This is a genomic window from Blastococcus capsensis (assembly GCF_030165005.1).
GTDB lineage: Bacteria > Actinomycetota > Actinomycetes > Mycobacteriales > Geodermatophilaceae > Blastococcus > Blastococcus capsensis.
Genome location: NZ_JASNNW010000022.1, coordinates 46,927 through 71,294, shown reverse-complemented (window position 1 = coordinate 71,294; position 24,368 = coordinate 46,927). Strand labels below are relative to the sequence as shown.

30 protein-coding genes, 1 tRNA gene and 1 pseudogene are annotated in these 24,368 nt (G+C 73.1%); 10 read left to right on the top strand and 22 right to left on the bottom strand.

Annotation, left to right across the window (positions count from 1 at the left end; translation table 11 throughout):
* Positions 1 to 4: 4 nt before the first annotated feature.
* Positions 5 to 730, top strand: a complete 726-nt coding sequence (locus QOZ86_RS17265; protein WP_284493208.1) for a GntR family transcriptional regulator — start codon at positions 5 to 7, stop codon at positions 728 to 730.
* Here the strand turns inward: QOZ86_RS17265 and QOZ86_RS17260 are convergent.
* The 4 genes and pseudogenes from QOZ86_RS17260 to QOZ86_RS17245 all read right to left on the bottom strand — a co-directional run.
* A pseudogene (locus QOZ86_RS17260) lies at positions 666 to 1,157 on the bottom strand (AAA family ATPase); the annotation flags it as partial. The gene QOZ86_RS17265 and the pseudogene QOZ86_RS17260 sit on opposite strands and share 65 nt — an antisense overlap.
* Before the next feature lie 10 nt (positions 1,158 to 1,167).
* Entirely contained in the window at positions 1,168 to 1,851 is a 684-nt protein-coding gene (locus QOZ86_RS17255; RefSeq protein WP_284493207.1) for a PaaI family thioesterase, read from the bottom strand.
* Positions 1,844 to 2,998, bottom strand: coding sequence for an acyl-CoA dehydrogenase family protein (locus QOZ86_RS17250; RefSeq protein ID WP_284493206.1), 1,155 nt, complete (start codon positions 2,996 to 2,998; stop codon positions 1,844 to 1,846). Before QOZ86_RS17250 ends, QOZ86_RS17255 begins: the two co-directional genes overlap by 8 nt.
* 147 nt (positions 2,999 to 3,145) lie before the next feature.
* On the bottom strand, positions 3,146 to 4,000 hold the full coding sequence (locus tag QOZ86_RS17245) for an aldo/keto reductase (RefSeq protein ID WP_284493205.1): 855 nt from the start codon (positions 3,998 to 4,000) through the stop codon (positions 3,146 to 3,148).
* Between the two features lie 57 nt (positions 4,001 to 4,057).
* Between QOZ86_RS17245 and QOZ86_RS17240 the strand changes: the two genes are divergently transcribed.
* Positions 4,058 to 4,639 (top strand): histidine phosphatase family protein, encoded by a 582-nt coding sequence (locus tag QOZ86_RS17240; protein WP_284493204.1) that lies wholly within the window; start codon positions 4,058 to 4,060, stop codon positions 4,637 to 4,639.
* Positions 4,640 to 4,738: 99 nt separating this feature from the next.
* Here the strand turns inward: QOZ86_RS17240 and QOZ86_RS17235 are convergent, their stop codons facing one another.
* Positions 4,739 to 5,851 carry an EAL domain-containing protein gene (locus QOZ86_RS17235; RefSeq protein WP_284493203.1) on the bottom strand — a complete coding sequence of 371 codons (1,113 nt, stop codon included), beginning with the start codon at positions 5,849 to 5,851 and terminating at the stop codon, positions 4,739 to 4,741.
* Positions 5,852 to 5,976: 125 nt separating this feature from the next.
* Between QOZ86_RS17235 and QOZ86_RS17230 the strand changes: the two genes are divergently transcribed.
* Entirely contained in the window at positions 5,977 to 6,597 is a 621-nt protein-coding gene (locus QOZ86_RS17230) for a TetR/AcrR family transcriptional regulator (protein WP_284493202.1), read from the top strand.
* A gap of 82 nt (positions 6,598 to 6,679) precedes the next feature.
* Here QOZ86_RS17230 and QOZ86_RS17225 read toward each other — a convergent pair whose 3' ends face one another.
* Complete coding sequence (locus QOZ86_RS17225) at positions 6,680 to 6,964, bottom strand: DUF3618 domain-containing protein (RefSeq protein WP_284493201.1); 285 nt, start codon at positions 6,962 to 6,964, stop codon at positions 6,680 to 6,682.
* Between the two features lie 89 nt (positions 6,965 to 7,053).
* Between QOZ86_RS17225 and QOZ86_RS17220 the strand changes: the two genes are divergently transcribed.
* Positions 7,054 to 7,134, top strand: a tRNA-Leu gene (locus QOZ86_RS17220).
* A gap of 17 nt (positions 7,135 to 7,151) precedes the next feature.
* Here QOZ86_RS17220 and QOZ86_RS17215 read toward each other — a convergent pair.
* Positions 7,152 to 8,072 carry a DUF6910 family protein gene (locus QOZ86_RS17215; RefSeq protein WP_284493200.1) on the bottom strand — a complete coding sequence of 307 codons (921 nt, stop codon included), beginning with the start codon at positions 8,070 to 8,072 and terminating at the stop codon, positions 7,152 to 7,154.
* A gap of 249 nt (positions 8,073 to 8,321) precedes the next feature.
* Between QOZ86_RS17215 and QOZ86_RS17210 the strand changes: the two genes are divergently transcribed.
* Complete coding sequence (locus QOZ86_RS17210; protein WP_284493199.1) at positions 8,322 to 8,552, top strand: hypothetical protein; 231 nt, start codon at positions 8,322 to 8,324, stop codon at positions 8,550 to 8,552.
* A gap of 26 nt (positions 8,553 to 8,578) precedes the next feature.
* On the opposite strand, the gene rdgB is transcribed toward QOZ86_RS17210, so the two are convergent.
* On the bottom strand, positions 8,579 to 9,190 hold the full coding sequence (gene rdgB / locus QOZ86_RS17205) for an RdgB/HAM1 family non-canonical purine NTP pyrophosphatase (RefSeq protein WP_284493198.1): 612 nt from the start codon (positions 9,188 to 9,190) through the stop codon (positions 8,579 to 8,581).
* Entirely contained in the window at positions 9,187 to 9,942 is a 756-nt protein-coding gene (rph, locus tag QOZ86_RS17200; RefSeq protein ID WP_284493197.1) for a ribonuclease PH, read from the bottom strand. The genes rdgB and rph overlap by 4 nt, the downstream gene beginning before the upstream one ends.
* Before the next feature lie 74 nt (positions 9,943 to 10,016).
* Here rph and QOZ86_RS17195 point away from each other — a divergent pair, with 74 nt between their 5' ends.
* Entirely contained in the window at positions 10,017 to 10,421 is a 405-nt protein-coding gene (locus tag QOZ86_RS17195) for a YjbQ family protein (protein ID WP_284493196.1), read from the top strand.
* 51 nt (positions 10,422 to 10,472) lie between these two features.
* On the top strand, positions 10,473 to 10,961 hold the full coding sequence (bcp, locus tag QOZ86_RS17190; RefSeq protein WP_284493195.1) for a thioredoxin-dependent thiol peroxidase: 489 nt from the start codon (positions 10,473 to 10,475) through the stop codon (positions 10,959 to 10,961).
* Positions 10,962 to 10,963: 2 nt separating this feature from the next.
* Here the strand turns inward: bcp and QOZ86_RS17185 are convergent, their stop codons facing one another.
* The 7 genes from QOZ86_RS17185 to QOZ86_RS17155 form a co-directional block, all read right to left on the bottom strand.
* Positions 10,964 to 11,452, bottom strand: coding sequence for a DUF4262 domain-containing protein (locus tag QOZ86_RS17185; RefSeq protein WP_284493194.1), 489 nt, complete (start codon positions 11,450 to 11,452; stop codon positions 10,964 to 10,966).
* A gap of 101 nt (positions 11,453 to 11,553) precedes the next feature.
* On the bottom strand, positions 11,554 to 12,504 hold the full coding sequence (locus tag QOZ86_RS17180) for a DNA polymerase domain-containing protein (RefSeq protein WP_284493193.1): 951 nt from the start codon (positions 12,502 to 12,504) through the stop codon (positions 11,554 to 11,556).
* Between the two features lie 87 nt (positions 12,505 to 12,591).
* On the bottom strand, positions 12,592 to 13,335 hold the full coding sequence (locus tag QOZ86_RS17175; protein WP_284493192.1) for an MBL fold metallo-hydrolase: 744 nt from the start codon (positions 13,333 to 13,335) through the stop codon (positions 12,592 to 12,594).
* Positions 13,332 to 14,159, bottom strand: coding sequence for a glutamate racemase (gene murI, locus QOZ86_RS17170; RefSeq protein ID WP_284493191.1), 828 nt, complete (start codon positions 14,157 to 14,159; stop codon positions 13,332 to 13,334). Before murI ends, QOZ86_RS17175 begins: the two co-directional genes overlap by 4 nt.
* Positions 14,160 to 14,385: 226 nt before the next feature.
* Positions 14,386 to 15,336, bottom strand: a complete 951-nt coding sequence (locus QOZ86_RS17165) for a PLP-dependent cysteine synthase family protein (RefSeq protein WP_284493190.1) — start codon at positions 15,334 to 15,336, stop codon at positions 14,386 to 14,388.
* Between the two features lie 100 nt (positions 15,337 to 15,436).
* On the bottom strand, positions 15,437 to 15,715 hold the full coding sequence (locus tag QOZ86_RS17160; protein WP_284493189.1) for a MoaD/ThiS family protein: 279 nt from the start codon (positions 15,713 to 15,715) through the stop codon (positions 15,437 to 15,439).
* Positions 15,716 to 15,883: 168 nt separating this feature from the next.
* Complete coding sequence (locus tag QOZ86_RS17155) at positions 15,884 to 16,369, bottom strand: M67 family metallopeptidase (RefSeq protein ID WP_284493188.1); 486 nt, start codon at positions 16,367 to 16,369, stop codon at positions 15,884 to 15,886.
* A 103-nt stretch (positions 16,370 to 16,472) separates the two neighbouring features.
* Here QOZ86_RS17155 and QOZ86_RS17150 point away from each other — a divergent pair, with 103 nt between their 5' ends.
* Positions 16,473 to 16,826 (top strand): hypothetical protein, encoded by a 354-nt coding sequence (locus QOZ86_RS17150; RefSeq protein ID WP_284493187.1) that lies wholly within the window; start codon positions 16,473 to 16,475, stop codon positions 16,824 to 16,826.
* On the opposite strand, the gene QOZ86_RS17145 is transcribed toward QOZ86_RS17150, so the two are convergent.
* Both QOZ86_RS17145 and clpS read right to left on the bottom strand, forming a co-directional pair.
* On the bottom strand, positions 16,765 to 17,262 hold the full coding sequence (locus QOZ86_RS17145) for a DUF2017 family protein (protein ID WP_284493186.1): 498 nt from the start codon (positions 17,260 to 17,262) through the stop codon (positions 16,765 to 16,767). The genes QOZ86_RS17150 and QOZ86_RS17145 overlap by 62 nt on opposite strands.
* 19 nt (positions 17,263 to 17,281) lie before the next feature.
* Positions 17,282 to 17,539, bottom strand: a complete 258-nt coding sequence (gene clpS / locus QOZ86_RS17140; protein WP_284493185.1) for an ATP-dependent Clp protease adapter ClpS — start codon at positions 17,537 to 17,539, stop codon at positions 17,282 to 17,284.
* A gap of 98 nt (positions 17,540 to 17,637) precedes the next feature.
* On the opposite strand from clpS, the gene QOZ86_RS17135 reads away from it, so the two are divergent.
* Positions 17,638 to 18,921 carry a nicotinate phosphoribosyltransferase gene (locus tag QOZ86_RS17135; protein ID WP_284493184.1) on the top strand — a complete coding sequence of 428 codons (1,284 nt, stop codon included), beginning with the start codon at positions 17,638 to 17,640 and terminating at the stop codon, positions 18,919 to 18,921.
* Positions 18,922 to 18,937: 16 nt separating this feature from the next.
* Positions 18,938 to 19,510: an isochorismatase family protein gene (locus QOZ86_RS17130; protein ID WP_284493183.1), complete on the top strand. Its 573-nt coding sequence runs from the start codon at positions 18,938 to 18,940 to the stop codon at positions 19,508 to 19,510.
* Positions 19,511 to 19,619: 109 nt separating this feature from the next.
* On the opposite strand, the gene serB is transcribed toward QOZ86_RS17130, so the two are convergent.
* From serB to QOZ86_RS17110, 4 genes are all read right to left on the bottom strand, one after another.
* Positions 19,620 to 20,885 (bottom strand): phosphoserine phosphatase SerB, encoded by a 1,266-nt coding sequence (serB, locus tag QOZ86_RS17125; protein ID WP_284493182.1) that lies wholly within the window; start codon positions 20,883 to 20,885, stop codon positions 19,620 to 19,622.
* Between the two features lie 181 nt (positions 20,886 to 21,066).
* Positions 21,067 to 22,824 carry an aa3-type cytochrome oxidase subunit I gene (ctaD, locus tag QOZ86_RS17120; protein ID WP_284493181.1) on the bottom strand — a complete coding sequence of 586 codons (1,758 nt, stop codon included), beginning with the start codon at positions 22,822 to 22,824 and terminating at the stop codon, positions 21,067 to 21,069.
* A 64-nt stretch (positions 22,825 to 22,888) separates the two neighbouring features.
* Entirely contained in the window at positions 22,889 to 23,755 is an 867-nt protein-coding gene (locus QOZ86_RS17115) for a putative RNA methyltransferase (protein ID WP_284493180.1), read from the bottom strand.
* Positions 23,752 to 24,261 carry a metallophosphoesterase family protein gene (locus QOZ86_RS17110; RefSeq protein ID WP_284493179.1) on the bottom strand — a complete coding sequence of 170 codons (510 nt, stop codon included), beginning with the start codon at positions 24,259 to 24,261 and terminating at the stop codon, positions 23,752 to 23,754. The genes QOZ86_RS17115 and QOZ86_RS17110 overlap by 4 nt, the downstream gene beginning before the upstream one ends.
* Between the last annotated feature and the right edge of the window lie 107 nt (positions 24,262 to 24,368).

Below are 24,368 nucleotides of genomic sequence, written 5' to 3'. Positions count from 1 at the left end.
CACAGTGGAGTCTGCCTCCGTCAAGACGCCGCGCAGGGACGCCGGCGCCGACGACCTGTCCCTGCCGCAGGTCGGGCAGCGCAGGAACCTGCGGCAGGAGATCACGGTGGCACTGCGGGCCGCGCTGGTCACCGGAGAGATGCGTCCCGGCGTCCTGTACTCCGCGCCCACCCTGGCGGAGAAGTTCGGGGTCTCGGCGACGCCCGTCCGGGAGGCGATGCTCGACCTCGCCGGGGAAGGCCTGGTCGAGCCGGTCCGGAACAAGGGCTTCCGGGTCAGCGAGCTGAGCGAGAAGGACCTCGACGAGATCACCTACCTCCGCCAGCTCATCGAGGTACCGGCCGTCGGTGATGTCGCCTCGGCGATGGACGACGCGATGCGTCCCCGCGCCGAGGCGCTGCGGCCGATGGCACGCACGATCGTGCGGCTGGCGACAGAGCGCGACCTGCTCGCCTACGTGGAGGCCGACCGGCAGTTCCACCTGGCGCTGCTCGAGCTCACCGGCAACCGGCATCTGGTCGACCTGGTGGCGAACCTGCGGGCCCGCAGTCGCCTGTACGGCCTCCAGCAGCTCGCCGATCGCGGCGAGCTGGGCCGGTCCGCGGCCGAGCACGAGGAGATCGTCGAGCTCGTCGTCCACGGGCGGGCGGCGGAAGCGGCCGACCTCATGCGCCGGCACATCCAGCACGTCCGGGGCGTGTGGGCCGGCTACCAGGAGCCCATGAACTGACGCGCTGCCCTCGGCCGGGCACGCTGCCCAGCAACGTGCGGGTCATCGCGTTGCGGGTGTCCAGCAGTTCGTCCAGTGCCGCGGTCAGGTCTCGGCCGACACCGCCAGCCGCTCGCCGGCCGGGGTGCGGGTCGCCGCCAGCAGAGCCGCCCGGCGCAGCAGCTCCGCAGAGGTTGGACGCCGTCACCCCCTCCGACCGCGCGAGCACATCGTGCAGCCGGGAGGTGTCCACCTCCAGCGACCGCCGGTAGAGGTCGAACAGAACGCGACGGGCGGCGGCGTCGGGTAGGTCGAGGACCACCGTCTGGTCCACCCGCCCGGGCCGCGCGGCCAGCGCCGGCTCGAGGGAATCGGCCCGATTGGTGGTCAGGACGAAGACGACGTCGGCGTCCTCGGTGAGCCCGTCCATCTCGTTGAGCAGCTCTCCCCGCCGGCGGTCAGCTCCGGCTGGTCCAGGCGCCGACCTGGCGGTCCATGGCGGCGAAGACGTCGGCGGCCCGCTCGGGGCGCAGCGCCACGAACAGCCCCTCGGCCTCGGCCAGCGTGGTGTCGGGGTCGTCCTCGGCGACCAGGCGGGCGGTGGCGGTGGTCCGCCGGCCCTCGGTGGCGCCGAGCTCCGCAGTCACCAGCAACGGCACGCCCAGGTGCACCGGCCGCCGGTAGGTGACCGTCAGCGTGGCGGTCAGCCCACCCCGTCCAGCGGCGCGCACCGCCCGGGCGAGCACGTGGTCGAGCATCGTCGCCACCACTCCCCCGTGCACCAGCCCGGGCGGACCCTCGTGCGGCTTGCCGAGCGTGACGCGCCCGGTGGCCCGCCCGTCCGGGGTGCTGCTCGCCTCCATGGGCGGCGCGACCGGGTTCCCGGGGCCGTACACGGGGCTGTACCAGCGCTCCCCGATCTCGGGGTCGTCGACCGAGGCGATGTCGTGCAGCCCCCGGCCGTCGGCACGCAGCCGGCCGGCCAGCTCACGCACGGCGCCGGCGACGCCGGCCAGCTCCTCCAGCGGCACCTCGGTGCGCACCGCGGCATCGACCAGTTCGCGCAGCGCGGCGCCGAGGTCACCGACCGCCTCCCGGCGGACCGCCCGTTGCTCGGCGGAGAGCAACGGTCGCTCAGCCACGGGCCATACCGGCCTCGCGCAGCAGCGCGCCGCCGATGATCACCCGCTGCACCTCGCTGGTGCCCTCGTAGAGGCGGAACAGCCGGGCGTCACGGTAGAAGCGCTCGACCGCCGTCGTCCGCAGGTAGCCCATGCCGCCGTGCACCTGCACCGCTTTGTCCACCGCGCGACCGACCATCTCGGTGCAGAAGAGCTTGGCCGACGACGGGCCGACCGAGGTGTCCTCGCCGGAGTCGTAGCGGGCGGCGACGTCGCGCACCATGCTGCGGCCGGCGAGCAGCTCGGCGTGCATGTCGGCGAGCATGGCCTGCACCAGCTGGAAGCGGCCGATCGGCGCCCCGCCCTGCTTGGCGGTGGCGGCGTAGGCGACCGACTCGTCGAGCACCCGCTGCGCCATGCCGACGCACAGGGCGGCGATGTGCAGCCGGCCACGGGAGAGCACGGTCAGCGCCTTGGCGTAGCCGCGGCCCTCCTCGCCGACCAGCGCGTCGGCCGGCACGTGCACGTCGTCGAAGAAGACCTCGCTGGTCCAGGCGCCGGACTGGCCCATCTTCTTGTCCCTGGGGCCGACCGTGACGCCCGGCGTCGTCGTCTCGACGACGAAGCTGGAGATCCCCCGGCCGCCCTTCTGCTCCGGGTCGGTGCGGGCGAAGACGACGAACAGATCGGCGATCGGCGCGTTGGTGATGTAGCGCTTGCTGCCGTTGACGACCCACCCGTCGCCGTCGCGGCGGGCGTTCGTGCGCAGACCGGCGGGGTCGGACCCGGCCTCGGCCTCGGTGAGGGCGAAGGAGCCGATGAGCTTCCCGGCCGACAGCCCGGGCAGGTACTTCTTCTTCTGCTCGGCGCTGCCGAACTTGGCGATCACCTGGCCGGAAATGCCGTTGTTGGTGCCGAACAGCGAGCGGAAGGCAGGCGTCGTGTAGCCGAACTCGAACGCCAGCTCCACGTCCTCGGTCATCGTGACGCCGAGGCCGCCGTGCTCCTCGGGCAGCGCGTAGCCGAACAGACCCATCTCGGCGGCCCGCGCCCGCAGGTCGTCGGGGATGCGGTCCTCGTCCTCGATCTGCTCCTCGCGCGGCACGACCGATTCGCGGATCAACTGGCGAACGGCGTCCTTGACCTGACGGAAGTCCTCGGCATCCACCCGGCCATGGTGACGCGCGCCGCATCCGGCCGCCGCGCCGGGGGGTGAGCTCGGGTGCTGGGGCTCGGCCGAATGCGACGAACTCGTGGCCATCGAGCGCGCGATGACCACGAGTTCGTCGCATTCGCGGCCGAAACCCACGCAGGCTCAGGCCAGGGCGTCCAGGCGGGCCATGTCCTCGTCGGACAGGGTCAGCCGGGCCGCGCCGAGGTTCTCGGTCAGGTGGTCGACCGACTTGGTGCCGGGGATCGGCAGGACGACCGGCGACTTCTGCAGCAACCAGGCCAGCGCCACCTGGGACGGGGTGGCGTCGAGCTCGCGGGCGATGTCGGCGACCGGGCTGTCGGGGGCGGCGAGGTCGCCGGTGGCGATCGGGAACCACGGGATGAAGGCGATGCCCTCGGCGGTGGCGTAGTCGAGGACGTCCTGGCTCTGCCGGGTGGTCAGGTTGTAGAGGTTCTGCACGCTGACGATCTCGACGATCTCGCGCGCCGCCTTGAGCTCCTCCACCGACACCTCGGAGACGCCGATGTGCCGGATCTTGCCCTCGTCCTGCAGCTCCTTGAAGGCGCCGAGCTGGTCGGCCAGGGGCACGTCGGCGTCGATGCGGTGCAGCTGCATCAGGTCGATCCGGTCTACCTTCAGGTGCCGCAGCGACAGCTCCGCCTGCTGCTTGAGGTAGCCCGGCCGGCCGACGGGCGTCCAGATGCCCGGGCCCTGGCGGGTGAGCCCCGCCTTGGTGGCGATGACCAGGTTCTCCGGGTAGGGGTGCAGGGCCTCGGCGAGGATCTGCTCGCTGACGAAGGGCCCGTAGGAGTCGGCGGTGTCGATGAAGTCCACGCCCTGCTCGACGGCGGCGCGGACGACGCGCAGCGCACCGTCCCGGTCGGCCGGCTCCCCCCAGACACCCGGCCCGGGCAGCTGCATGGCGCCGTAGCCGAGCCGGTGGACGGACAGGTCGCCGCCGAGGGCGAAGGTGTCGGTGAGTTCTGCGGTGGTCATGCCAGGGGCAGCACGGCAGTCCATGCGAGTGTTCCCGGCAGCGTGTTCGATGGCCCGGTGGGCGAGATCGTGGTGCTGCGGCACGGGCAGACCGAGTGGAGCCGGACCGGCCAGCACACCGGGACGACGGACCTGCCCCTGCTGCCCGAGGGCGAGGACCAGGCCCGGGGGCTGCGGGCGGCGCTGGGCGGGCGCGAATTCGTCGAGGTCCGGGTGAGTCCCCTGCAGCGGGCCCGGCGGACGGCCGAGCTGGCCGGGCTCGCGACCACCGCCGTCGATCCGGACCTGGCGGAGATCGACTACGGCGGCTACGAGGGCCGGACGACGGCGGAGATCAGCGCCGAGCTGGGCCGGGAGTGGTCGGTCTGGTGGGACGGGACCGTCCCGGGGAGCTCACCGGGCGAGACCCTCGCCGAGGTGGGGCAGCGGGTGGACCGGGTGCTGGACCGGGCGCGCGCCCGGCTGGCCGACGGCGACGTGGCGCTGGTGGCCCACGGGCACGTCCTACGGGCGCTGACCGCCCGGTGGCTGGGGCTGCCGCCCGAAGCCGGGGCGCTGTTCGCGCTGGCGGCCGGCCGGTACGGCCTCCTGGGCCACGAGCACGGCCGGCCGGTGCTCACCGGCTGGGCGCTCCACTGATCTCGCGAACCTCACCTGCGGGCCGCCGTCCTCGTACTGGAGCGCGAGGACGGCGACCCGGAGGTGAGGACGGCGGACTTCGACGGCCCAGGGCCGGAGTCAAGCCCGGTGCGGACTCACCGGCTGCCAGCGCCCCTCGGGCTCCTCGACCGGCGGGTCGGGGCGCACCGGCCGCCCGAACAGCCAGCCCTGACCCATGTCTGCGCCCAGCGCGGTCACCTCCTCAGCCAGCTGATCGGTCTCGATGCCCTCGGCGACGACGATCGCGCCGAGCTGGTGGGCCAGGTCGATGACGGCCTTGAGCACCGTGCGGGCCCCGTCGTCGGGCAGCTCCTGCACCAGGCCCTTGTCGAGCTTGACCACCTCCGGGCGGACGGCGGCCAGCAGCGACAGGCTCGACCAGCCGGCGCCGACGTCGTCCAGCGCCACCCGCCAGCCCAGCGACCGGTAGTGCTCGAGCACCGACACCAGATGCCCGCGGTCGGCGATGGCGTGCGACTCCACGACCTCGAACACCAGCTGCTGCGCGTCGATGCCGGTCTCGTGGGCGACGCGCTCGGTGCTGGCCAGGCAGACCTGCGGGCGGTAGATCGAGGTCGGGTTGAAGTTCACGAACAGGTCGTCACCGCCGAGCCACGGAACGGCACCGGCGATGGCCGATTCCCGGCCGATGCGGTCCAGGCGGTGCAGCCAGCCGGCGGACTCGGCGACGAAGAACAGGTCCCCACCGCCGATCTCCCGGCCGTCGACCACGCCCCGCAGCAGCGCCTCGTGGGCGACGACGGAGCGGTCGGCCAGCGAGACGATCGGCTGGTACACCGACCAGAACTCGGCCTCGGCCAGCACGCCCACCTCGACCGTGACGCCCCGCCGGGCCAGCTCGACGGCGAGCGTGGGTGCGGTGAGCAGGCGGGCGGTGAGCGCGGCGCCGTCGTCGGGCGGATCGGTGGCCACCCGCACCGCCTCGGTCTCGGCGGCCGTCAGCTCCCGGGCCAGCCGCTGGAACAGCCGCTCCAGACCCGTGCCGCCCCGCTCGTCCACGACGTCGATCAGCTGCGGGGAGGAGTAGACGTTGAGGCCCAGGGCCTTGGCGGTGCGGGAGACGTGCGGAAGGACGTGCCCGATCGACGTGGCCAGCAGGGCACGGACGGCGCGACCGGGCAGCTCCCAGTTCTGGCGGCATCCACAGACACCGCCGCAGATGGTTCCCACCGATCCAGGGTGACGCACCGGCGCTCAGGCGGCTGACAGGCGCGCGGCCGTATCGGAACCCACTTCCGGGGGTACTCGCAGGGGACGCTCAGGAACTTCACATGATCACTGTCTAAGGTTTCGCCATGGCCGCTCCCTCTACCGCCGAAGTCGCCCGCGTCAGCCGTGGTGGCCGGCCCCGCGATCCCAGTCGGGACGGCGTCATCCGCGCCGCGATCCTCCGGCTCCTCGCCGACGTCGGCTACGGCGCACTGACGATGGACGCAGTCGCGGCGGAGGCGGGCGTGGGCAAGGCCACCATCTACCGACGGTGGCGCACCAAGCAGGACCTGGTGGTCGACACGATCTCCGACCTGAACCGGGAGGAGGTGCCCACCCCGGACACGGGCTCCCTCGAAGGTGACCTGCGGCAGATCATGCACGCGTTCGTCGGCGTGGTGAACGGGCCCACCGGTGCGGCGACCCTCTCCCTGCTGTCGACCATGCCGCGGCAGCCGGCCTTGGCCGAGGCGTTCCGCAACGGCCCCCTGACGGTGTGGAGGCAGTCGTTCGAGCAGGTGTGGCAGAACGCCGAAGCCCGCGGCGAGATCGACCCGTCGTTCCGCACCTCGGTCGCCGCCGAGAGCATCAGCGCGCTGGTGGTACAGCGCTGGCTGCTCACCGGTCGCCCGGTCGACGAGGCCTACGCCGACGAGGTGCTCGACACCGTCGTCCTGCCGCTGGTGCGCAACCGGGTCAGCGCCTGACCGGCTGACCCCTCGGACACCGACGAGACCGGCCTGCCCCCTCGGGGGACGGGCCGGTCTCGTCGTTCTCGAGCAGGGCGGGTCAGCGCCTGCGGTACTGGGCCTTCTCCACGGCGACTCCGCGGTTCCGGGTCTTCGGCGCCTTGCGGTGCCGCACCTTCTGCACCACGACGAGGGTGATCAGGAGGCCGGCGGCGCCGATGGTGGCCTGGCCCGCCGGCGTCTGGAGGAAGCGCTGCACCGCGTCCTTGCCCTGGGCCTTCAGGCGCGTCGGGCTGCTGCGGTACGCGAGCTGGTCCAGGGTGGCGGCGAGCGACTCGCGGGCGGAGTCGATCTCGAGCTGGATCTGTCGTGGGTCGCGGGGCACGGCGACAGCCTGCCAGACCCGTTCCAGGTCAGCTCGCCGACGGTGCCCAGGCGCACCCGGGTGGGCTGTTCCCTAGACTCCTGCTCCACGCGGGAGTGGTGTAACGGCAGCCACGCCAGACTTAGGATCTGGTGCCTTCGGGCGTGCGGGTTCGACTCCCGCCTCCCGCACGTCGCGCGGACCGGCGTCAGTCCAGCTCGACCCGCAGGTCCAGCTCGGCCGAGGGCGTCTCCGGGTCGTCGTCGTCGACGACGGCCAGGAGGTGCACGATGTCGTCGCTGACCCCCCGGAGAGCCAGCCCCTCCACCTTGTGCACGTGCCCGTCCACCTCGGGGATGGGGGCGACGGCCAGCACGGTGTCGCCGTCCACCAGCGCGATGGCGGTCGCCACCACCGGCCCGTCGTCGACGGCGTTCGGGGTGTCCTCCGCCGCCGCGCTGAGCAGCACCCGCCCATCGGGCAGGGCGATGGCGTCGGTCACGGCCAGACCCACGCCCTCCACCTCACCGAGCTGGTACTCGCGGGGCTGCTCGACCGCCACTTCGGACGCCGCTGCGCGGCCGAGCACCGCGGCGACCAGGCCCTCCAGCGGGACGTCCACGCTCGCGGACCGGACACCGGCCATGAGGTTGCCCCGGTTGAACCACCGGACGAAATCGCCGTGGCGGCTGGCACCCTCCAGGTTGACGTGGTCCATCGGCAGCCCCAGCCGCTGGGCCACCCGCTCGTAGAGCGGGCCCAGCTCGGCCGCGTGCACGGCGGGCTCCCCGTCCTCCAGGCGCACCAGCACGCCACGCATGCGCCGCGGCGAGGACCCGGACCCGAGCAGCAGTGCGGCCGGTTCGCCGTCCACCTCGGCCGGGCAGGCCACCTCGAGGTCGGGTTTGAGGTGCTTGGTGCCCTCGGCCGCCCGGAAGGTGTCGAGTCCCTCGACGGACGGCAGCACCCGCAGCGCCGTCACCCCGTCAGGGCGCCGCCAGGCGGCGATCGTCGAGTCGTCCTGCACCACGAGCCATCCGTCGCCCAGCGGGACCACACCGGAGGCGGCGGTGACCGGCGTCCCGTCGTCGAGGCGCAGCGTCCGGGCGGCGTCCACGTGAACTCGCATCGCCGGTCATTGCCCTCATCCGCGGCGGCTCACGCGCCGATAGGGGTCAGGTCCAGAGGACCGCGACGAGCACGTTCGCGATCGCCAGCGCACCGGCGGAGTGGAAGCGCCGCAGGAACTCCATACCCGGAGATCACTGAAAGCGACGGCGTGCACTGCGCCACACGGCCGGGACACCGTCGTCACCCGCGAGGGTGGCTGCACCCGCCTGAGTCTCGAGCGGGACGGCGGCCGAGCCGATCTACCGGCATGACTTCCCGCGCCACCCCCACCACCACCTGGCCGCCTGCGGCCATGGTGCGCGCCGCCGTCGTCCGCTCCCCCGCCGCCGCCCCCGCCCGCGGCCGGCACCGGGCGCCGGAGTTCGGCGCCGCGGACCGGGTGGCCGGCGAGGAGCAGCTCGTCCGCCCCGGCCGGCACGCCGAGCCGGAGGAGGAGGACTCCCTGGCCTGGCTGGGGTTCACCTTCCGTCGGAACTGATCCGGCGCCGGCCCCTCGGCCATGGCTCAACGAGCGCGCACGGCCTCGGCGAGGACGGGGACCAGCGCGGCGAAGGCCTGACCCCGGTGGCTGCGGGCGTCCTTGTCCGCCGGCGCGAGCTCCGCAGAGGTCTGCTCGAGGCCGGCCGGTACGAACACCGGGTCGTAGCCGAAGCCGTTGCTGCCCCGCTTCTCCCGGATCACCGTTCCCCGCCACTCCCGCTCCAGCACCCGCTCGGTGCCGTCCGGGGTGACCAGCGCGGCGGCGCACACGAAGGCCGCGCCCCGCCGCTCGTCGGGGACGTCGGCGAGCTGCGCCAGCAGGAGCGCGGTGTTCGCGTCGTCGTCGCCGTGCCGGCCCGACCAGCGTGCCGACAGCACCCCCGGCATGCCGTTCAGCGCGTCGACGGTGATCCCGGAGTCGTCCGCCACCGCCGGCAGGCCGGTGTATCGAACCGCCTCCCGCGCCTTGAGCAGCGCGTTCTCCGCGAACGTCGCACCGGTCTCGGGCGCCTCCGGGTACTCGGCCACGTCCCGCAGACCCACGACCGCCACGCCCGGCACCGCGCTCTCCAGCAGCCGCTGCAGCTCGGCGAGCTTGCCGGCGTTGCGGGTGGCCAGCAGCAGACGCGTGCTCATCGGGCGCCGGCCTCCCGGGCCAGCGCCTCGGCCTGCAGCCGGGTCAGCTCCGCGCACCCGGCCACCGCGAGGTCGAGCAGGGCGTCCAGCGTCGGCCGGTCGAAGACCGCACCTTCCGCGGTGCCCTGCACCTCGACGAAGCCGCCGTCAGCGGTGCAGACGACGTTCATGTCGGTGCCGGCCCGCACGTCCTCCTCGTAGGGCAGGTCGAGCCGCGGCTCGCCGTCGATGACGCCGACGCTGACCGCGGCCACCGACTGCACGATGGCGTCCGGCTTGGCGAGCTTCTTGCGCTCCCCCAGCCAGGAGACCGCGTCGGCCAGCGCGACGTAGGCACCGGTGATCGCCGCGGTGCGGGTGCCGCCGTCGGCCTGCAGGACGTCGCAGTCGATCGCGATGCTGTTCTCGCCGAGCGCGCGGAGGTCGACCGCGGCGCGCAGCGACCGCCCGATCAGCCGGCTGATCTCGTGCGTGCGGCCGCCGATCCTGCCCTTGACCGACTCGCGGTCGCTGCGGGTGTGCGTGGCCCGCGGCAGCATCGAGTACTCGGCGGTGACCCAGCCCAGCCCCGAACCCTTGCGCCACCTCGGCACGCCCTCGGTCACGCTCGCCGCGCAGAGCACCCGGGTACGGCCGAACTCCACCAGCACCGAACCCTCGGCGTGGTCGAGCCAGTTGCGGGTGATCGTCACGGGCCGGAGCTCGTCGGCGGCGCGGCCGTCGGCACGGGGGGTGGTACGAGGCTGGGTCACGGGTGCCGACAGTAGTGCGCGCCCACCGGAGGCCCGCGCGGCGGAGACCGTCCCGGACCGCGAGGATCGGCGCCATGAGATCGGAACTGCGCGCCGTCCGGACCGGCGGGGTCCCCGTCGTCGTCGACCTGACCGACGAGTGCGCCGAGTTCGTGCGGACCGAGGGCGACGGCCTGCTGCACGTCTTCGTGCCGCACGCGACGGCCGGTCTGGCGATCCTGGAGACCGGGTCGGGCAGCGACGACGACCTGCTCGCGCAGCTGGACCAGCTCCTGCCCAGGGACGATCGGTGGCGGCACCGCCACGGCAGCCCCGGCCACGGGCGTGACCACGTGCTGCCAGCGTTCGTGCCCCCGCACACCAGCGTGCCGGTGCTCGAGGGCCGCCTGATGCTGGGCACCTGGCAACGGATCTGCCTGGTCGACACCAACACCGACAACCACCAGCGGCAGGTGCGCTTCTCCTTCCTCGCCGGATGAGCCGCGCAGCCCGCACGTGCCCGGAGCGGCACGACACGGCAGGATCGGGGCATGACCGAGACCGACGTCGCTCCCGTTCGCCTGGCTGCCGGCGACCAGGCGCCGGAGTTCACGCTCCCCGACGCCGACGGCAACCCGGTCTCGCTGGCCGGCTTCCGGGGCCGGCGCGTGATCGTCTACTGCTACCCCGCGGCGCTCACCCCCGGCTGCACCACCCAGGCGGTCGACTTCACCGCCGCAGCCGGCGACCTCGCCGACGCCGGGCTCGACATCGTGGGGATCTCCCCCGATCCGGTCGAGAAGCTGGCGAAGTTCCGGGACGAGGAAGGCCTGCGGATCACGCTGGTGTCCGACCTCGACAAGCAGGTGATGCAGGCCTACGGCGCCTACGGCCCGAAGAAGCTGTACGGCAAGGATGTCGTGGGGGTCATCCGCTCGACGTTCGTGATCGACGCCGAGGGGCGGATCGAGCGCGCCTCGTACAACGTCAAGGCCACCGGGCACGTCGCCAAGCTGCGCCGCGACCTCGGCCTGGACTAGCGTCACGCCCGCCAGGTCCCCGGCCGGGGCTGGCACTCGGGCGGGCAGGGATACCCCGCGTCCCACGGGAAGAGCCCGCCGGTGTGGGCCCAGGTGAGCTGGTACGCCGGCACGGAGAACTCGTCGGGGCGCTGGTAGAAGCGGTTCGCCGAGAACAGGACCTCGGCCGCGTTGGGCAGCAACTCCACGGTGAGCATCCGCCCGCGGTGGTCGTCCTGCCCGATCACCTCCCCGGGCAGCAGGTCCCGCCCGTCGAGGACCAGGCCGGCCACCGTGTTCAGCATGCCGCAGGCGGTCTCGTGGCCCACCCCCACCACGACCAGTTCCGGATGGCCCACCCCGAACAGGCCGACGGTGTAGCCGAACGGTGGTTCATCGGACTCCTCGCCGCGCATGACGTACTGCACGGCGACGCGGTAGGCCCGGATGGTCTGCGCCAGCCGGCTGTCCTCCTGGTCGAGCCAGGCGAGGGTCTGGGGATCGGTCGTCATGCCGGTCAGCTTGGGCAGCGGTGCCGACAGAACCGCCGTCGTCGGCCCATCTGTGGACGACGGTCAGGAGTGTGGACCGGCCCGGCCGGTGCGACGGGATGTCAGCCGCTCCCCGCGGCGCGCCGGGCCCGTGCCCGCCGCTTCCCCTCGTGCATGGCGGCCACCCGGGCGACCGGGATGGTCTGTCCCTCCGCCACCAGCTCGGCGGGCAGGTGCTGCGGCTCGGGCAGCAGCGCCGACCAGTCGCCCAGCCGTTCGGCCCCGGAGGCGACGGTGGCCTCGCCCGGCCGGATCGACTCCAGGACGGCCCAGTCCACCGGCGTCGATACCGGCAGCCCCAGGCGCACCCGCGGGCTGTGGGCGGCGACGATCGTGCCCGTCCCCGACCGTGTGGAGTCCACGAACACCCGGCCGTGCCGCTCCTCCTTGAGGAACGCCGTCGTCGCGATCGCTGGGTCCAGCCGGGCGGCCCGGTGCGCCAGTGCACGGGTGGCGGCCGCGACGTCCTCGACCGGTGACCCGTGGACGGGCGCCACGACGTGCAGCCCCGAGGAGCCGCTGGTCTTCACCGCACCCGCCAGCCCGGCGTCCTCCAGGGCCTGCCGGGCGAGCCGGGCCGTGGCCACGACGGCGGAGAAGTCCGCGCCGTCCGGCGGGTCCAGGTCGAGCACCAGGCCGGTGGGCTCCCGGGACCCGGCCGGCAGGAACGGCACGTGGAACTCGACCGCACGCTGGTTGGCCAGCCACAGCAGCGTCCGGCGGTCGTCGCAGAGCACCTGGTGCACTTCGCGGTGCGCCGACTCGGCCCACACCGCGACCGTGCGCACCCAGCCCGGCGCACCCTTGCTGACGTTGCGCTGCATGAACGGGCGCTGACCGGGGCGCACCCGCACCACCGACAGCGGCCGGCCGGCCAGCAGCGGCACCAGCCGGTCAGCGACCGCGTCCAGGTAGTCGACGAGCTGCCCCTTCGTCACGCCGAGGCCGTCGCCCAGCGGCGAGTCGAGGCGGCTCAGCGCCACGCCGTCGCGTTCCTCCTCCACGCGGCTCACCGTGCCCTCTCCCCGCTCGACCGGCAAGCGGCCTCCTGCAGGGGCCCGCCGCGAGCCTGCGCGTGGTGGGAGCAGGAGGGTCCTCTTTCAGATCTCGTAGACCCCGCCCCGGCGCACGAGCTCTGTCTCGGGGAACACCGAGCTGGCGGCGAACAGCTGACCGATGTGGTCGACCCAGGGGGGCACGTGGGTGAGCAGCAGACGCCCGACGCCCGCCGCGGCGGCGTGCTGGGCAGCCTGCCGACCGGTGAGGTGCAGCCCCGGCGGCTGCTCCGGCACGTTGTCCGGATGCGCCGCCTCGGCCAGCAGCACGTCGGCGCCGCGGGCCAGCTCGATCACCCGGTCGGACGGGCCGGTGTCGCCGGTGTAGACCAGCGACCGGCCGCCCGCGGTGAGCCGGATGGCATAGGTCTCGACCGGATGCGCGGTCCGGGCCAGCTCGACGCCGAACGGCCCCAGGCGGAACGCGCCCGGGCCCACCGGGACGAAGTCGAAGACGTCGGTCAGACCGTCGCCGTCCATGTCGTAGGCCAGCGCCAGCCGCCGCTCCGCGCCCACCGGCGCGTACAGCGGGGTGAGCGACCGGGCCGCCCTGCCGGAGTAGCGGTGCCACACCACGAAGGGCGCGACGTCGAGGCAGTGGTCGGCGTGCAGGTGCGAGAGGAACACCGCGTCCACCGACCCGGGGTCGATGATGCCCTGCAACGCTCCGAACGAGCCGTTGCCGAGATCCAGCACCAGCCGGAAGCCGGCGTGCTCGACGAGGTAGCAGGAGGCCGGCGACTCGGGCCCGGGGCCGCTGCCGCAGCACCCGATGACGGTGAGCTTCACGCCGCCCCCACCGTTCCGGCCGACAGCACCGCGCCGACCTCCGGGCCCAGGAACCGTCGCCCCAGCCGGGCGAAGGGCTCCGGGTCACCGGTGGCGAGGAAGACGTGCTCCGGCGGGGGTGCGTCGGGATCGCGCAGCAGGTCGGCGCGGGTGAGCACCCGGTACACGTCCTTCGCCGTCTCCTCGGCGCTGGACACCAGCGTGACGCCGTCGCCGAGGACCACCGACAGCACGCCGGTGAGCAGCGGGTAGTGCGTGCAGCCGAGGACGACGGTGTCCACGACCGCCACCAGCAGCGGGTCGAGGTAGGACTGGGCGAGGCCGAGCAGCTGCCGGCCGCTGGTGACCCCGCGCTCCACGAAGTCGACGAAGCTCGGGCACGCCGCCGAGGTGACCGACACGTGCGGCGCGGTGGCGAACGCGTCGTCGTAGGCGCCGCTGGTGACGGTGGCCTGGGTGCCGATGACCCCGATCCGGCCGTTGCGGGTGGCGGCGATGGCCCGGCGCGCGGCGGGCAGCACCACCTCGACGACCGGGACGTCGTAGCGTTCCCGGGCGTCGCGCAGCGAGGCGGCGCTGGCGGAGTTGCAGGCGACCACGAGCATCTTCACGCCGCTGTCGACCAGCTCGTCCATCACCGCGAGGGAGTGCCGGCGCACCTCGGCGATGGGCAAGGGGCCGTAGGGGCCGTTCGCCGTGTCGCCGATGTACCGGACCCCCTCGCCGGGCAACTGGTCCAGCACTGCGCGGGCAACGGTGAGCCCACCGACGCCCGAGTCGAAGATGCCGATCGGTGCATCCGCACCCGGCCGCGTCGTCCCCATGTCGTGCGCCAGGCTAACCGGCCGCTCCCCGCGCCTGCTGTGAGCCTGGTGACGTGATGGAACGGCCGCCCTTCAGAGGCGGCCCCGTCCAGGGCACCGCCCCGAGCTCGCGAGGGGCGGGGAGGACGGGGGCCTTCACCGAGGCGTGGGGGCAGAGGCAGAGGCCCCCTCTCAGGGACCCGCCCTGAGCCTGCGAAGGGTGGGGAGAAAGGGGTCCTTCGACCTTCTAGGCCCAGAGCTGGCCCTCGAGAGCGGACGTCGCCTCCTCCAGAGTGCCGGCGTAGGCACCGGTGGAGAGGTACTTCCAGCCGCCGTCGCACACGATGAAGACGATGTCGGCCTTGCGCCCGGCCGCCACCTCCTTGTCGGCGATGCCGAGGGCCGCGTGCAGGATCGCGCCGGTCGAGATGCCGGCGAAGATGCCCTCCCGCTCCACCAGCTGGCGGGTGCGGTGGATCGCGTCCTCGGGGCCCACGGAGAACCGGGAGTCCAGCAGCGAGGCGTCGTAGAGCTCGGGGATGAAACCCTCGTCGATGTTGCGCAACCCGTACACGAGCTCGCCGTAGCGCGGCTCGGCGGCGATCACCTGCACGCCCGGCTTGTGCTCGCGCAGGTACCGCGAGACGCCCATCAGCGTGCCCGTGGTGCCGAGGCCCGCGACGAAGTGGGTGATCGACGGCAGGTCGGCCACGATCTCCGGGCCGGTGCCCTCGTAGTGCGCCAGGGCATTGGCCGGGTTGCCGTACTGGTAGAGCATCACCCAGTCGTCGTGCTCGGCGGCGAGCTCCTTGGCGACGGCGACGGCCTGGTTGGAGCCACCGGCCGCCGGCGAGGGGATGATCTGCGCCCCGTACATCTCCAGCAGCTGCCGACGCTCCACCGAGGTGTTCTCCGGCATGACGCAGATCAGCTTGTAGCCGCGCTGCCGGGCGACCATGGCCAGCGAGATGCCGGTGTTGCCGCTGGTCGGCTCCAGGATGGTCGAGCCGGGCTGCAGCAGCCCCTCCTTCTCGGCGGCCTCGATCATCCTGATCGCCGCGCGGTCCTTGATCGACCCGGTGGGGTTGTGGTCCTCGAGCTTGGCCCACAGGCGCACGTCAGAGGTCGGCGACAGGTTCGGCAGCCCCACGAGCGGGGTGCCGCCGAGCGAGTCGACGAGGGAGGCGAAGCGGGCCATGAGAACTCTCCCGGGATACGGGGACGGGAACGGTGCTAGCGGCGGACCAGGCCAGGCAGCACGGCGCAGCCGTTCCGCTCCGGCACCGGAGGTGGGTCGCTCAGCAGCCGCCCGCGACCGCCGGCAGGATCGTCACCGAGTCGCCGTCCTTCACCTCGGTGTCCAGGGCGCCGGTGAAGCGCACGTCCTCGTCGTTGACGTAGACGTTGACGAAGCGGTGCAGCTTGCCCTCCTCGGTGACGAGGCGGTCCTTCAGGCCGGCGTGCTGGCTGTCGAGGTCGTCGATCAGCGCGGCCAGGGTGCCCCCACTGCCCTCGACGGTCTTGTTGCCGCCGGTGTGGGTGCGCAGGATGGTCGGGATCCGGACCTCGATGGCCATGGCGTGGTTCTCCTCGGGAACGTCGATGCGAAGGTTCGCTGCGCGGAGCAGCGGTGGTGCGTCTGAGCCGGGCAACGCCCGGTGGCCGCGCGGGATTCCACGCGGCGGTGGCCCTCCTGCAGGGTCCCGCCGCGAGCTTGCGAGCGGTGGGGGCAGGAGGGTGCTTCTTCAGTCGTAGACGACCGTCGTCGGCGAGTGGCCGAACAGGTAGGACTCGACGATCTCGACCTCCTCCTCGGACACCTCCCCGTCGACGATGCGGTAGCTGCGGAACTCGACATCGTCGCCGGCCAGGCCGGTCTCCGGCCCGTGGTGCCGGGTGGACACCAGCACGTAGTGGGTCCGGGGGTCGGCAGCGGGACCGGAGGCGTACCCGATGTCGGTGCGCGAGGGGTAGGCCTCGGTGGCGGTGTGCGAGTGGTAGACGACGACGGGCCACTCGTCCCGGTCGTCCAGGTCGCGGTACAGGGCCAGCAGGTCGGCGCTGTCGAACTCGTAGAACGTCGGCGACCGGGCCGCGTTCAGCATCGGCACGATCCGCTCGGGGCGCTCGGTCCCCTCCGGGCCGGCGACGACGCCACAGGCCTCGTCCGGATGGTCCTTCCGGGCATGGGCCACGATGGCGTCGTAGGTCGCGCGGTCGATGCGCAGCACGGCGCCAGTCTAGGCGGCCCGCTGCGGGACCCCCGGGGTCGCCCCCGGAGGGCCCGGCGACCGGCCGTCGGGAGAACGGCCGAGGACCGATACCGTCGGCCCCGTGTGGGTCCCGTCGCTCCTGACCGCCGGCGTCGTGCTGCTGGCCCTTCCGGCGCTGCTCCTCGGCTTCCGAGGGCTGTTCCGGCACCGCGGCTACAGCGCCGCCGAGCCCGCCGACCGGGCCTCGGTCGTCACGATCGTCGTGCTGCGCGGCGTCCTCCTGCTGCTCCTGCTGACGATCTCGGCCGTGGTCCTGGTGTCCACGATCGGCGCGATGGTGGCCGGGGTGGAGCTGCACGGCATGGTCTACGTGCTGTTCGCCCTAGACCTGCTGGTAGCGGCGCTCGTCCTGCTCACCTTCGGCCGGCGCGAGCGGCGACCAGTGCGTCGACGAGCGAGCCCTGCAGCGCGGTGAGCCAGTAGTAGACGGCCAGCTGGTGGTCGCCGTCGTCGACGATCTCCTCCGGCGGCTCGGACTCCTCGCTGATGTCCAGCCGGGTGCCCAGCGCCAGCCGCAGGTCGTTGCTCGTGCGCAGCCAGGCGCCGGCCTGGTCGGCATCGAGCCGCACATCTCCCCCGTCGGCCGGGAGGGTGGCGCGCACGGTGGCGAGGTCGTCGGCCTTCCCCTCGCGCAGCGTCTGCTCGGTGAGGTCGCGGTAGTCATCGGCCAGCGCCCGGTCGGATCGGTGCCCCGCCGGTAACAGCCGGGTGATCACCGGGTCGCCGGTGCTGTCCTCCGGGTCGGCGAGGAGCAGCTGCTCCAGCTGGTCCAGCAGCAGCCCGACCACGCCGGCCTCGGCCCGGTCGAGGCGCGCCACCACCTGACCGCGTCGCGCACGGAACGGCTTCACCGGATCTCCTCGGCGCTCGTCACGAGTCCCGCTGGTAGCTGGCCCACAGCCCGTAGGCGTGCAGCCGGCTGGTGTCGTGCTCCATCCGCTCCCGCGGACCCGAGCTCACGATGGCCTTCCCCTCGTGATGGACCTGCAGCATCAGCGTCGTCGCCGTCGGCTCGTCGTAACCGAAGAGCTCCTGCAGGACGAACGTCACGTAGTTCATGAGGTTGACCGGGTCGTTCCACACGATGGTGACCCACGGGCGGTCGAGTTCGCCGCGTTCCTCTGCCATCGTCTCGGGGGTCCGAGTCGGAGCGAGCGGTCCGGCCACGGGTCCACCTTATGACGCGGCTCGGCCGAGGGCTCCCGGCCCGCCTACGCTCCGGTGCCATGCCGACGGCTACCGCGCTGCTCACCGACCGCTATGAGCTGACGATGCTGGCCGCTGCGCTCGCCGACGGCACGGCGGACCGGGACTGCGTCTTCGAGGTGTTCGCCCGCCGCCTCCCCCACGGACGCCGGTACGGGGTGCTGGCCGGCACCGGGCGGCTGCTCGAGGCGCTCCCCGGTTTCCGGTTCGGCGACGCCGAGCTCGACGCCCTGCGGTCCCAGGGGCTGACCGACCAGCGGCTGCTGGACTGGCTCGCCGACTTCCGCTTCAGCGGCGACATCGACGGCTACGCCGAGGGCGAGCTGTACTTCCCCGGCTCGCCGGTCCTCACCGTGCACGCCTCGTTCGGCGAGGGTGTGCTGCTGGAGACGCTGGCCCTGTCGATCCTCAACCACGACTCGGCGATCGCCTCGGCGGCGGCCCGCATGGTGGCCGCCGCCTGCGAGCGTCCCTGCATCGAGATGGGCTCCCGGCGCACGCACGAGGAGGCGGCCGTGGCGGCTGCGCGCGCGGCGCACCTCGTCGGCTTCGGGGCAAGCTCCAACCTGGAGGCCGGCCGCCGCTACGGTCTCCCGACCACCGGCACCAGCGCGCATGCGTTCACCCTGCTGCACGACGACGAGCGCGCGGCCTTCCGCGCCCAGGTGGACACGCTGGGGGTCGGGACGACGTTGCTGGTGGACACCTACGACGTCGAGCAGGGCATCCGGACGGCGATCGACGTCGCCGGGACCGCTCTGGGCGCGATCCGCCTGGACTCCGGCGACCTGCCCACCCTGGCCACCCGAGCCCGGGAGCTGCTCGACGAGCTCGATGCCACGGGGACGCGGGTGATCGTCACCAGCGACCTCGACGAGTACGCCATCGCCGGACTGATGGCCGCACCCGTCGACGGCTACGGCGTGGGCACCTCGCTGGTCACCGGGTCGGGGGCACCGACGGCCGGCATGGTCTACAAGCTGGTCGAACGGGACGGCGTCCCGGTGGCGAAGAAGTCGGAGGGCAAGAACTCCGTGGGCGGGCGCAAGTCCGCCGTCCGCCGGCACTCCGCCGACGGGTTCGCCACCGCCGAGGTGGTGACCAGCGCCCCGATCCAGCCGCGGGACGGCGACCGGGGTCTCGTCGTCCCGCTGGTCCGGTCCGGCGACCCCTGCGACCCCACCTCGCCCGCCGAGTTTCTGCGCCGGGCCCGGCAGCACCACGCCCGGGTCCGTGCGGCCCTGCCCCCCGAGGCCTGGGCGCTCTCGCGCGGCGAGGCCGTCCTCGAGACCGTTCCAGCCTGAACCGGAGGAAGCGACCGTGCCCCGTGCCCTGATCGTCGTCGACGTGCAGAACGACTTCTGCGAGGGCGGCAGCCTGGCCGTGGCCGGCGGCGCCGCGGTCGCGGCCGCCGTCACCGAGCACCTGCGGACGGCGGGCGGCGACTACGCGCACGTCGTCGCGACGCGGGACCACCACATCGACCCGGGCGGCCACTTCGCCGACTCCCCCGACTTCCTCGACACCTGGCCGGCGCACTGCGTCGTCGGCAGCGGCGGCGTCGAGCTGCACCCCGCGCTGGACCGCGGTCCGATCGAGGCTTTGTTCGACAAGGGTGAGTACGCCGCCGCCTACTCGGGCTTCGAGGGCGCCGCCGACGGCGTCCCGTTGGCCCGGTGGCTGCAGGAGCGTGGGGTGGATGCCGTCGACGTCGTCGGCATCGCGACCGACCACTGCGTGCGGGCGACCGCCCTGGACGCCGTCGCGGAAGGACTGGCCACCCGGGTGCTGCTGCCGCTCACCGCGGGCGTCGCCGAGGGCACGGTCGAGGCCGCCCTCCACCAGCTGCGCACGGCGGGGGTCGAGCTCGAGGGCCAGGTCCACCGGCCCTGAGCCCGCCGATCGACGTCCTCCCTCACCATCCAGCGTCCTCCCTCACGGTGTTCCGTGAGGGAGGACGCTGCACGGTCAGGTTCCCTGATCGTCGCGGTGGACGGGGTGGTTATTCGGCGTCGAGGACCTCGTCCCTCGTGAAGCCGAGCACCTGCAGGACGGCGTCGAGGTACGGCTGGTTGAGCGCCGTGTGCGCCTGCTCCCGCACGATCGGCTTGGCGTTGAACGCGATGCCGAGCCCCGCCGCGTTGAGCATGTCCAGGTCGTTGGCGCCGTCCCCGACCGCGACCGTCTGCTCCAGCGGGATGCCGTACTGCTCCGCGAACCGGGCCAGCGCACGCGCCTTCCCCGGACGGTCCACGATCTCTCCGACGAGTCCCCCGGTGAGCCGGCCGTCGACCACCTCGAGGGTGTTGGCCGCCGCGAAGTCCAGCCCGAGGCTCTCGGCCAGCGGGTCGGTGATCTGGGTGAAGCCGCCGCTGACGATCCCGCAGCGGAAGCCGAGGCGCTGCAGCGTCCGGATCAGGGTGCGCGCTCCCGGGGTGAGGACCAGGTGCTCGCGCACCTCGTCGAGCACCTCCACCGGCAGGCCGGCGAGCACGGCGACCCGGGCCCGGAGCGATTTGGCGAAGTCCAGCTCGCCGTTCATGGCCGCGGCGGTGATCCGGGCGACCTCCGCCGCCCGGCCGGCGCGGGCGGCGAGCTCGTCGATGACCTCGCCGCGCACCAGGGTGGAGTCCACGTCGAGCACGATCAGCCGCTTGCTGCGCCGCGCCAGGCCCGCCCGCTCGACGGCGATGTCCGCACCGGTGGAGGCCGCCACCGATGCCAGCGACGTGCGCAGCGCCGTCGCCTCTGCCCCCGACACGGTCAGCTCGAAGCTGGTCACCGGGTAGTCCGAGAGCCGCCGGATGGCGTCGATGTTGCCGCCGATGCCCGCGATGGCACGGGTGGCGCCCGCCACGGCCTCCGGAGGGACGGGCCGGCCGAGCACGATGACGTGGTGCGCCCGCCCGGCCGCACCCTCCCGCGCCGGGGTGGCGGATGCCGACTCCACGGTCACCTCCACGCCGACCGCCGTCGAGACGTCGTCCGCCACCCGGCGCAGGTGGGCGAGAAGAGTCGGCTCGTCGACGGCGGGGCCGCCGTCGGTGGCGGCCGCGCCGACGACGACCCCGAGCACCAGGTGCCCGTGGACGACCACCTGCTCGACGTCGAGGACCTCGACCGCCGGCACGTCCGCCTCGCTGCGGGCGAGGGCGGCGAACAGCCGGGCGGTGACACCGGGCCGGTCCGCGCCGGTGACGGTCAGCACCGCGCGCGGGACCTGCGGGAGCGGCGCAGGGCTGTGGTGCGGAGCGGGGTCGAGTGGCACCCCGCCATCGTGCCGCACCGTCCGGGCGACTCCCGGCGGGTCCCCTCGTCCGCGTCCACCCCGGACGCGCGACGCCCCGCCGGCCTCCGGGCCGGCGGGGCATCAGGTGACGCGCTGGAACGGCCCCCTCGCAGGGTCCCGCGCCGAGCGGAGCGAGGCGTGGGGGGCGAGGGGCCCTTCCTCAGGTCGGGTCGGGGTCCTTCTCACCCTGCCGGGGACCGGTGCCGCTGACCAGCTCGCTCACACCGCCGTAGGGCTCGTGGCGCTTGCCGGCGTGCGCCTCGTCCTGCAGCCGCTGGAGGAGGTGCGGGTAGTGGGCCTCGAACGCCGGGCGCTCGGAGCGGATCCGCGGGATCTCCACGAAGTTGTGCCGCGGCGGCGGCGAGGAGGTCGCCCACTCCAGGGAGTTGCCGTGGCCCCACGGGTCGTCGCGCAGGGCGAGCTTCCCGTACTTCCACGACCGCACCACGTTGTAGATGAACGGGATGGTGGCCGCCCCCAGCACGAAGGAGAAGACCGTCGAGATCGCGTGCATCGTGGTGAAGCCGTCGGTGGGCAGGTAGTCGACGTACCGGCGCGGCATGCCCGAGCTGCCCAGCCAGTGCTGGATCAGGAAGGTGCCGTGGAAGCCGATGAACGTCATCCAGAACTGCAGCTTCCCCAGCCGCTCGTCCATCATCCGGCCGCACATCTTCGGGAACCAGAAGTAGATGCCGGCGTAGGCGGCGAACACCACGGTGCCGAAGACGACGTAGTGGAAGTGGGCCACGACGAAGTAGCTGTCGTTGACGTGCCAGTCCAGCGGCGGGCTGGCCAGGAGCACACCGGTCAGACCACCGAGGAGGAAGGTGATCATGAAGCCGACCGAGAACAGCATCGGCGTCTCGAAGGTCATCTGACCGCGCCACATGGTGCCGATCCAGTTGAAGAACTTGATACCGGTCGGGACGGCGATCAGGTAGGTCAGGAAGGCGAAGAACGGCAGCAGCACCGCCCCGGTGGCGTACATGTGATGGGCCCACACGGCCAGCGAGAGCGCCCCGATGGAGATGGTGGCGAAGACCATGCCCTTGTAGCCGAACAGCGGCTTGCGGGCGAAGACCGGGATGATCTCGGTGACGATGCCGAAGAACGGCAGCGCGATGATGTAGACCTCGGGGTGCCCGAAGAACCAGAACAGGTGCTGCCACAGCATGGGCCCACCGTTCTCTTCCGAGAAGATCAGGGCGCCGAGGTTGCGGTCGGCCAGCATGCCCATGAGCGCGGCGGTGAGGATCGGGAAGGCGAACAGGACCAGCAGGCTGGTGACCAGCGTGTTCCAGGTGAAGATCGGCATCCGGAACAACGTCATCCCCGGCGCCCGGAGGCAGACGATCGTGGTGATGAAGTTGACGGCACCGAGGATCGTGCCCAGGCCGCTCACCGCCAGGCCGGCGAACCACATGCTGGCGCCGGGGCCCGGGGAGTGCACCGCGTCCGACAGCGGGACGTAGGCGTACCAGCCGAAGTCGGCCGCGCCGCCGGGGGTGAGGAAGCCGGACACCACGATCAGGCTGCCGAAGAGGAAGAGCCAGAACGACAGCGCGTTCAGCCGCGGGAAGGCGACGTCGGGCGAGCCGATCTGCAGCGGCATGATCAGGTTCGAGAACGCGAAGAACAGCGGCGTCGCGAACATCAGCAGCATGATCGTGCCGTGCATGGTGACCAGCTGGTTGTACTGCTCCGGGGAGAGGAACTGCAGACCCGGCCGCCCCAGCTCGCCACGCATGAGCATGGCCATCAGCCCGCCCAGGATGAAGAACACGAACGAGACGGTCATGTACATCAGACCGATGGTCTTGTGGTCGGTGGTCCGCAGCAGGTTCGACAGCCGCGAGCCCTTCTCGACCACGTGAGCCGGGCTGGGCCGGCTCACGATGGGCGCCGGTGCAATCGTCACGCGTCGCAGCTTAGACCGTGCCGGCGGACGGCTCAGGACGGGCGGTGGGGGCGCGCCGGACGGATCACCGGGCCCGCCGGTAGGAGGCGACGTCCACCGAGATCGTGACCGTCACCGACCTGGGAAGACGGCCCAGCGACGCGGCCAGGCCGTCGGCGGTGAGGTGCCGCGCGTGGGGGCCCATCCCGACCAGGGTCGCCACGGCGGCGCGGTCCAGGAGCAGCATCTGCCGGTGCGCGGTCGTCGCCACCGACCGCAGGTGGGGCCCCAGCGACGCGCTCAGCCGCTCCCCCTTGTCCGGATCCACCCGCAGCAGGCCGAGGGGGCCGACGATCTCGGCGAGGTGGTCGGGCGCGGGGGTCACCACGACCAGCCGGCCGTCGGGACGCAGCACCCGGGCGATCTCCGCGCCGTTGCGCGGGGCGAAGACGACCAGCACCCGGTCGAGGGCGCCGTCGCGCACGGGCAGCCGCGCCCACGTGTCCGCCACGACCGCCATGGCCCGCGGATGCGCCCGGGCAGCCCGGCGGGCCGCGTAGGTCGAGGAGTCCAGCACCACGCCGGTCGCCGCGGGAGCGCGGTCGAGAACGGCGGCCAGGTGCTGCCCGGTGCCGCCGCCCAGGTCGAGCAGCGTCGACGGCGCCGTCCCCTCGCCGGTGAGCACCGCATCCCCGAGAGCCGCGCTGATGCCGGCGTAGTGGCCGGCCGCGAGGAAGGACATCCGGTCCGCCACCATCTGCGCCGAGTCACCCGACGGGGGCCGGTGCCCCGGCGGGAGCAGCGTCACGTGCCCGTGCCGGGCGCGGTCGAAGGAGTGCCCAGCGGAACAGCGCAGCGCGCCCTTCCCCTCGTCGGCCGCCAGCGGTGCGGCGCAGGAGGGGCAGGCCAGCAGGGCGACGGCGGCCTGCGGCAGCGGCGGGCGAACGCTCACGAGCGCGGCGGCACCGGGTGGAGGACGACGTCCCGCAGCCGGCCGGCATCGGCGACCGCGGTGACGAACGTGCCGTGCGGCTGGCGCCGCCGGTCGGTCGGCGACCCCGGGTTGATCAGCCGCAGGCCGTTCGGGGCCGTGGTGTCCCAGGGGATGTGGCTGTGCCCGAAGACGAGGACGTCGGCAGCGGGGAAGCGCGCCGCGCAGCGCGCCTCACGCCCCTTGGCGTCCCCGGTCTCGTGGACGACGGCGAAGCGGAGGCCCTCGATCTCTTCGTGCGCGACCTCCGGCAACCGCTGCCGGAGCACGCCGTGGTCGTTGTTCCCGTGCACCGCGACGAGCCGGTGGGCACGCTGCTCGAAGAGATCGAGCAGCGCGGCGTCCACCCAGTCCCCGGCGTGGACGACGACGTCGGCGGCCGCGATCTCACTCCACAGGGCAGGGGGTAGGTCACGTGCCCGCTTCGGCACGTGCGTGTCGGAGGTGAACACCAGCGAGACGGGCACGACGCCATGGTCGCAGGCCGCTACGCCGTCTCCCGGCCGGTGATCCGGCCCGTTCCCGCACGACCGAGGACGTCCCGTGACCGAACCGTTCCCACCGCTCCTGCCGC

Excerpts from the sequence above, each read along its gene's own strand:
- QOZ86_RS17215 (WP_284493200.1), bottom strand. The coding sequence starts at position 8,072 with ATGCGAGTTCACGTGGACGCCGCCCGGACGCTGCGCCTCGACGACGGG.
- bcp (WP_284493195.1), top strand. The coding sequence starts at position 10,473 with ATGACCGAGACCGACGTCGCTCCCGTTCGCCTGGCTGCCGGCGACCAG.
- clpS (WP_284493185.1), bottom strand. The coding sequence starts at position 17,539 with ATGGCAGAGGAACGCGGCGAACTCGACCGCCCGTGGGTCACCATCGTG.
- murI (WP_284493191.1), bottom strand. The coding sequence starts at position 14,159 with ATGGGGACGACGCGGCCGGGTGCGGATGCACCGATCGGCATCTTCGAC.
- QOZ86_RS17210 (WP_284493199.1), top strand. The coding sequence starts at position 8,322 with ATGACTTCCCGCGCCACCCCCACCACCACCTGGCCGCCTGCGGCCATG.
- QOZ86_RS17245 (WP_284493205.1), bottom strand. The coding sequence starts at position 4,000 with ATGACCACCGCAGAACTCACCGACACCTTCGCCCTCGGCGGCGACCTG.
- QOZ86_RS17185 (WP_284493194.1), bottom strand. The coding sequence starts at position 11,452 with ATGACGACCGATCCCCAGACCCTCGCCTGGCTCGACCAGGAGGACAGC.
- QOZ86_RS17160 (WP_284493189.1), bottom strand. The coding sequence starts at position 15,715 with ATGGCCATCGAGGTCCGGATCCCGACCATCCTGCGCACCCACACCGGC.
- QOZ86_RS17230 (WP_284493202.1), top strand. The coding sequence starts at position 5,977 with ATGGCCGCTCCCTCTACCGCCGAAGTCGCCCGCGTCAGCCGTGGTGGC.
- QOZ86_RS17195 (WP_284493196.1), top strand. The coding sequence starts at position 10,017 with ATGAGATCGGAACTGCGCGCCGTCCGGACCGGCGGGGTCCCCGTCGTC.
- rdgB (WP_284493198.1), bottom strand. The coding sequence starts at position 9,190 with ATGAGCACGCGTCTGCTGCTGGCCACCCGCAACGCCGGCAAGCTCGCC.
- QOZ86_RS17165 (WP_284493190.1), bottom strand. The coding sequence starts at position 15,336 with ATGGCCCGCTTCGCCTCCCTCGTCGACTCGCTCGGCGGCACCCCGCTC.
- QOZ86_RS17135 (WP_284493184.1), top strand. The coding sequence starts at position 17,638 with ATGCCGACGGCTACCGCGCTGCTCACCGACCGCTATGAGCTGACGATG.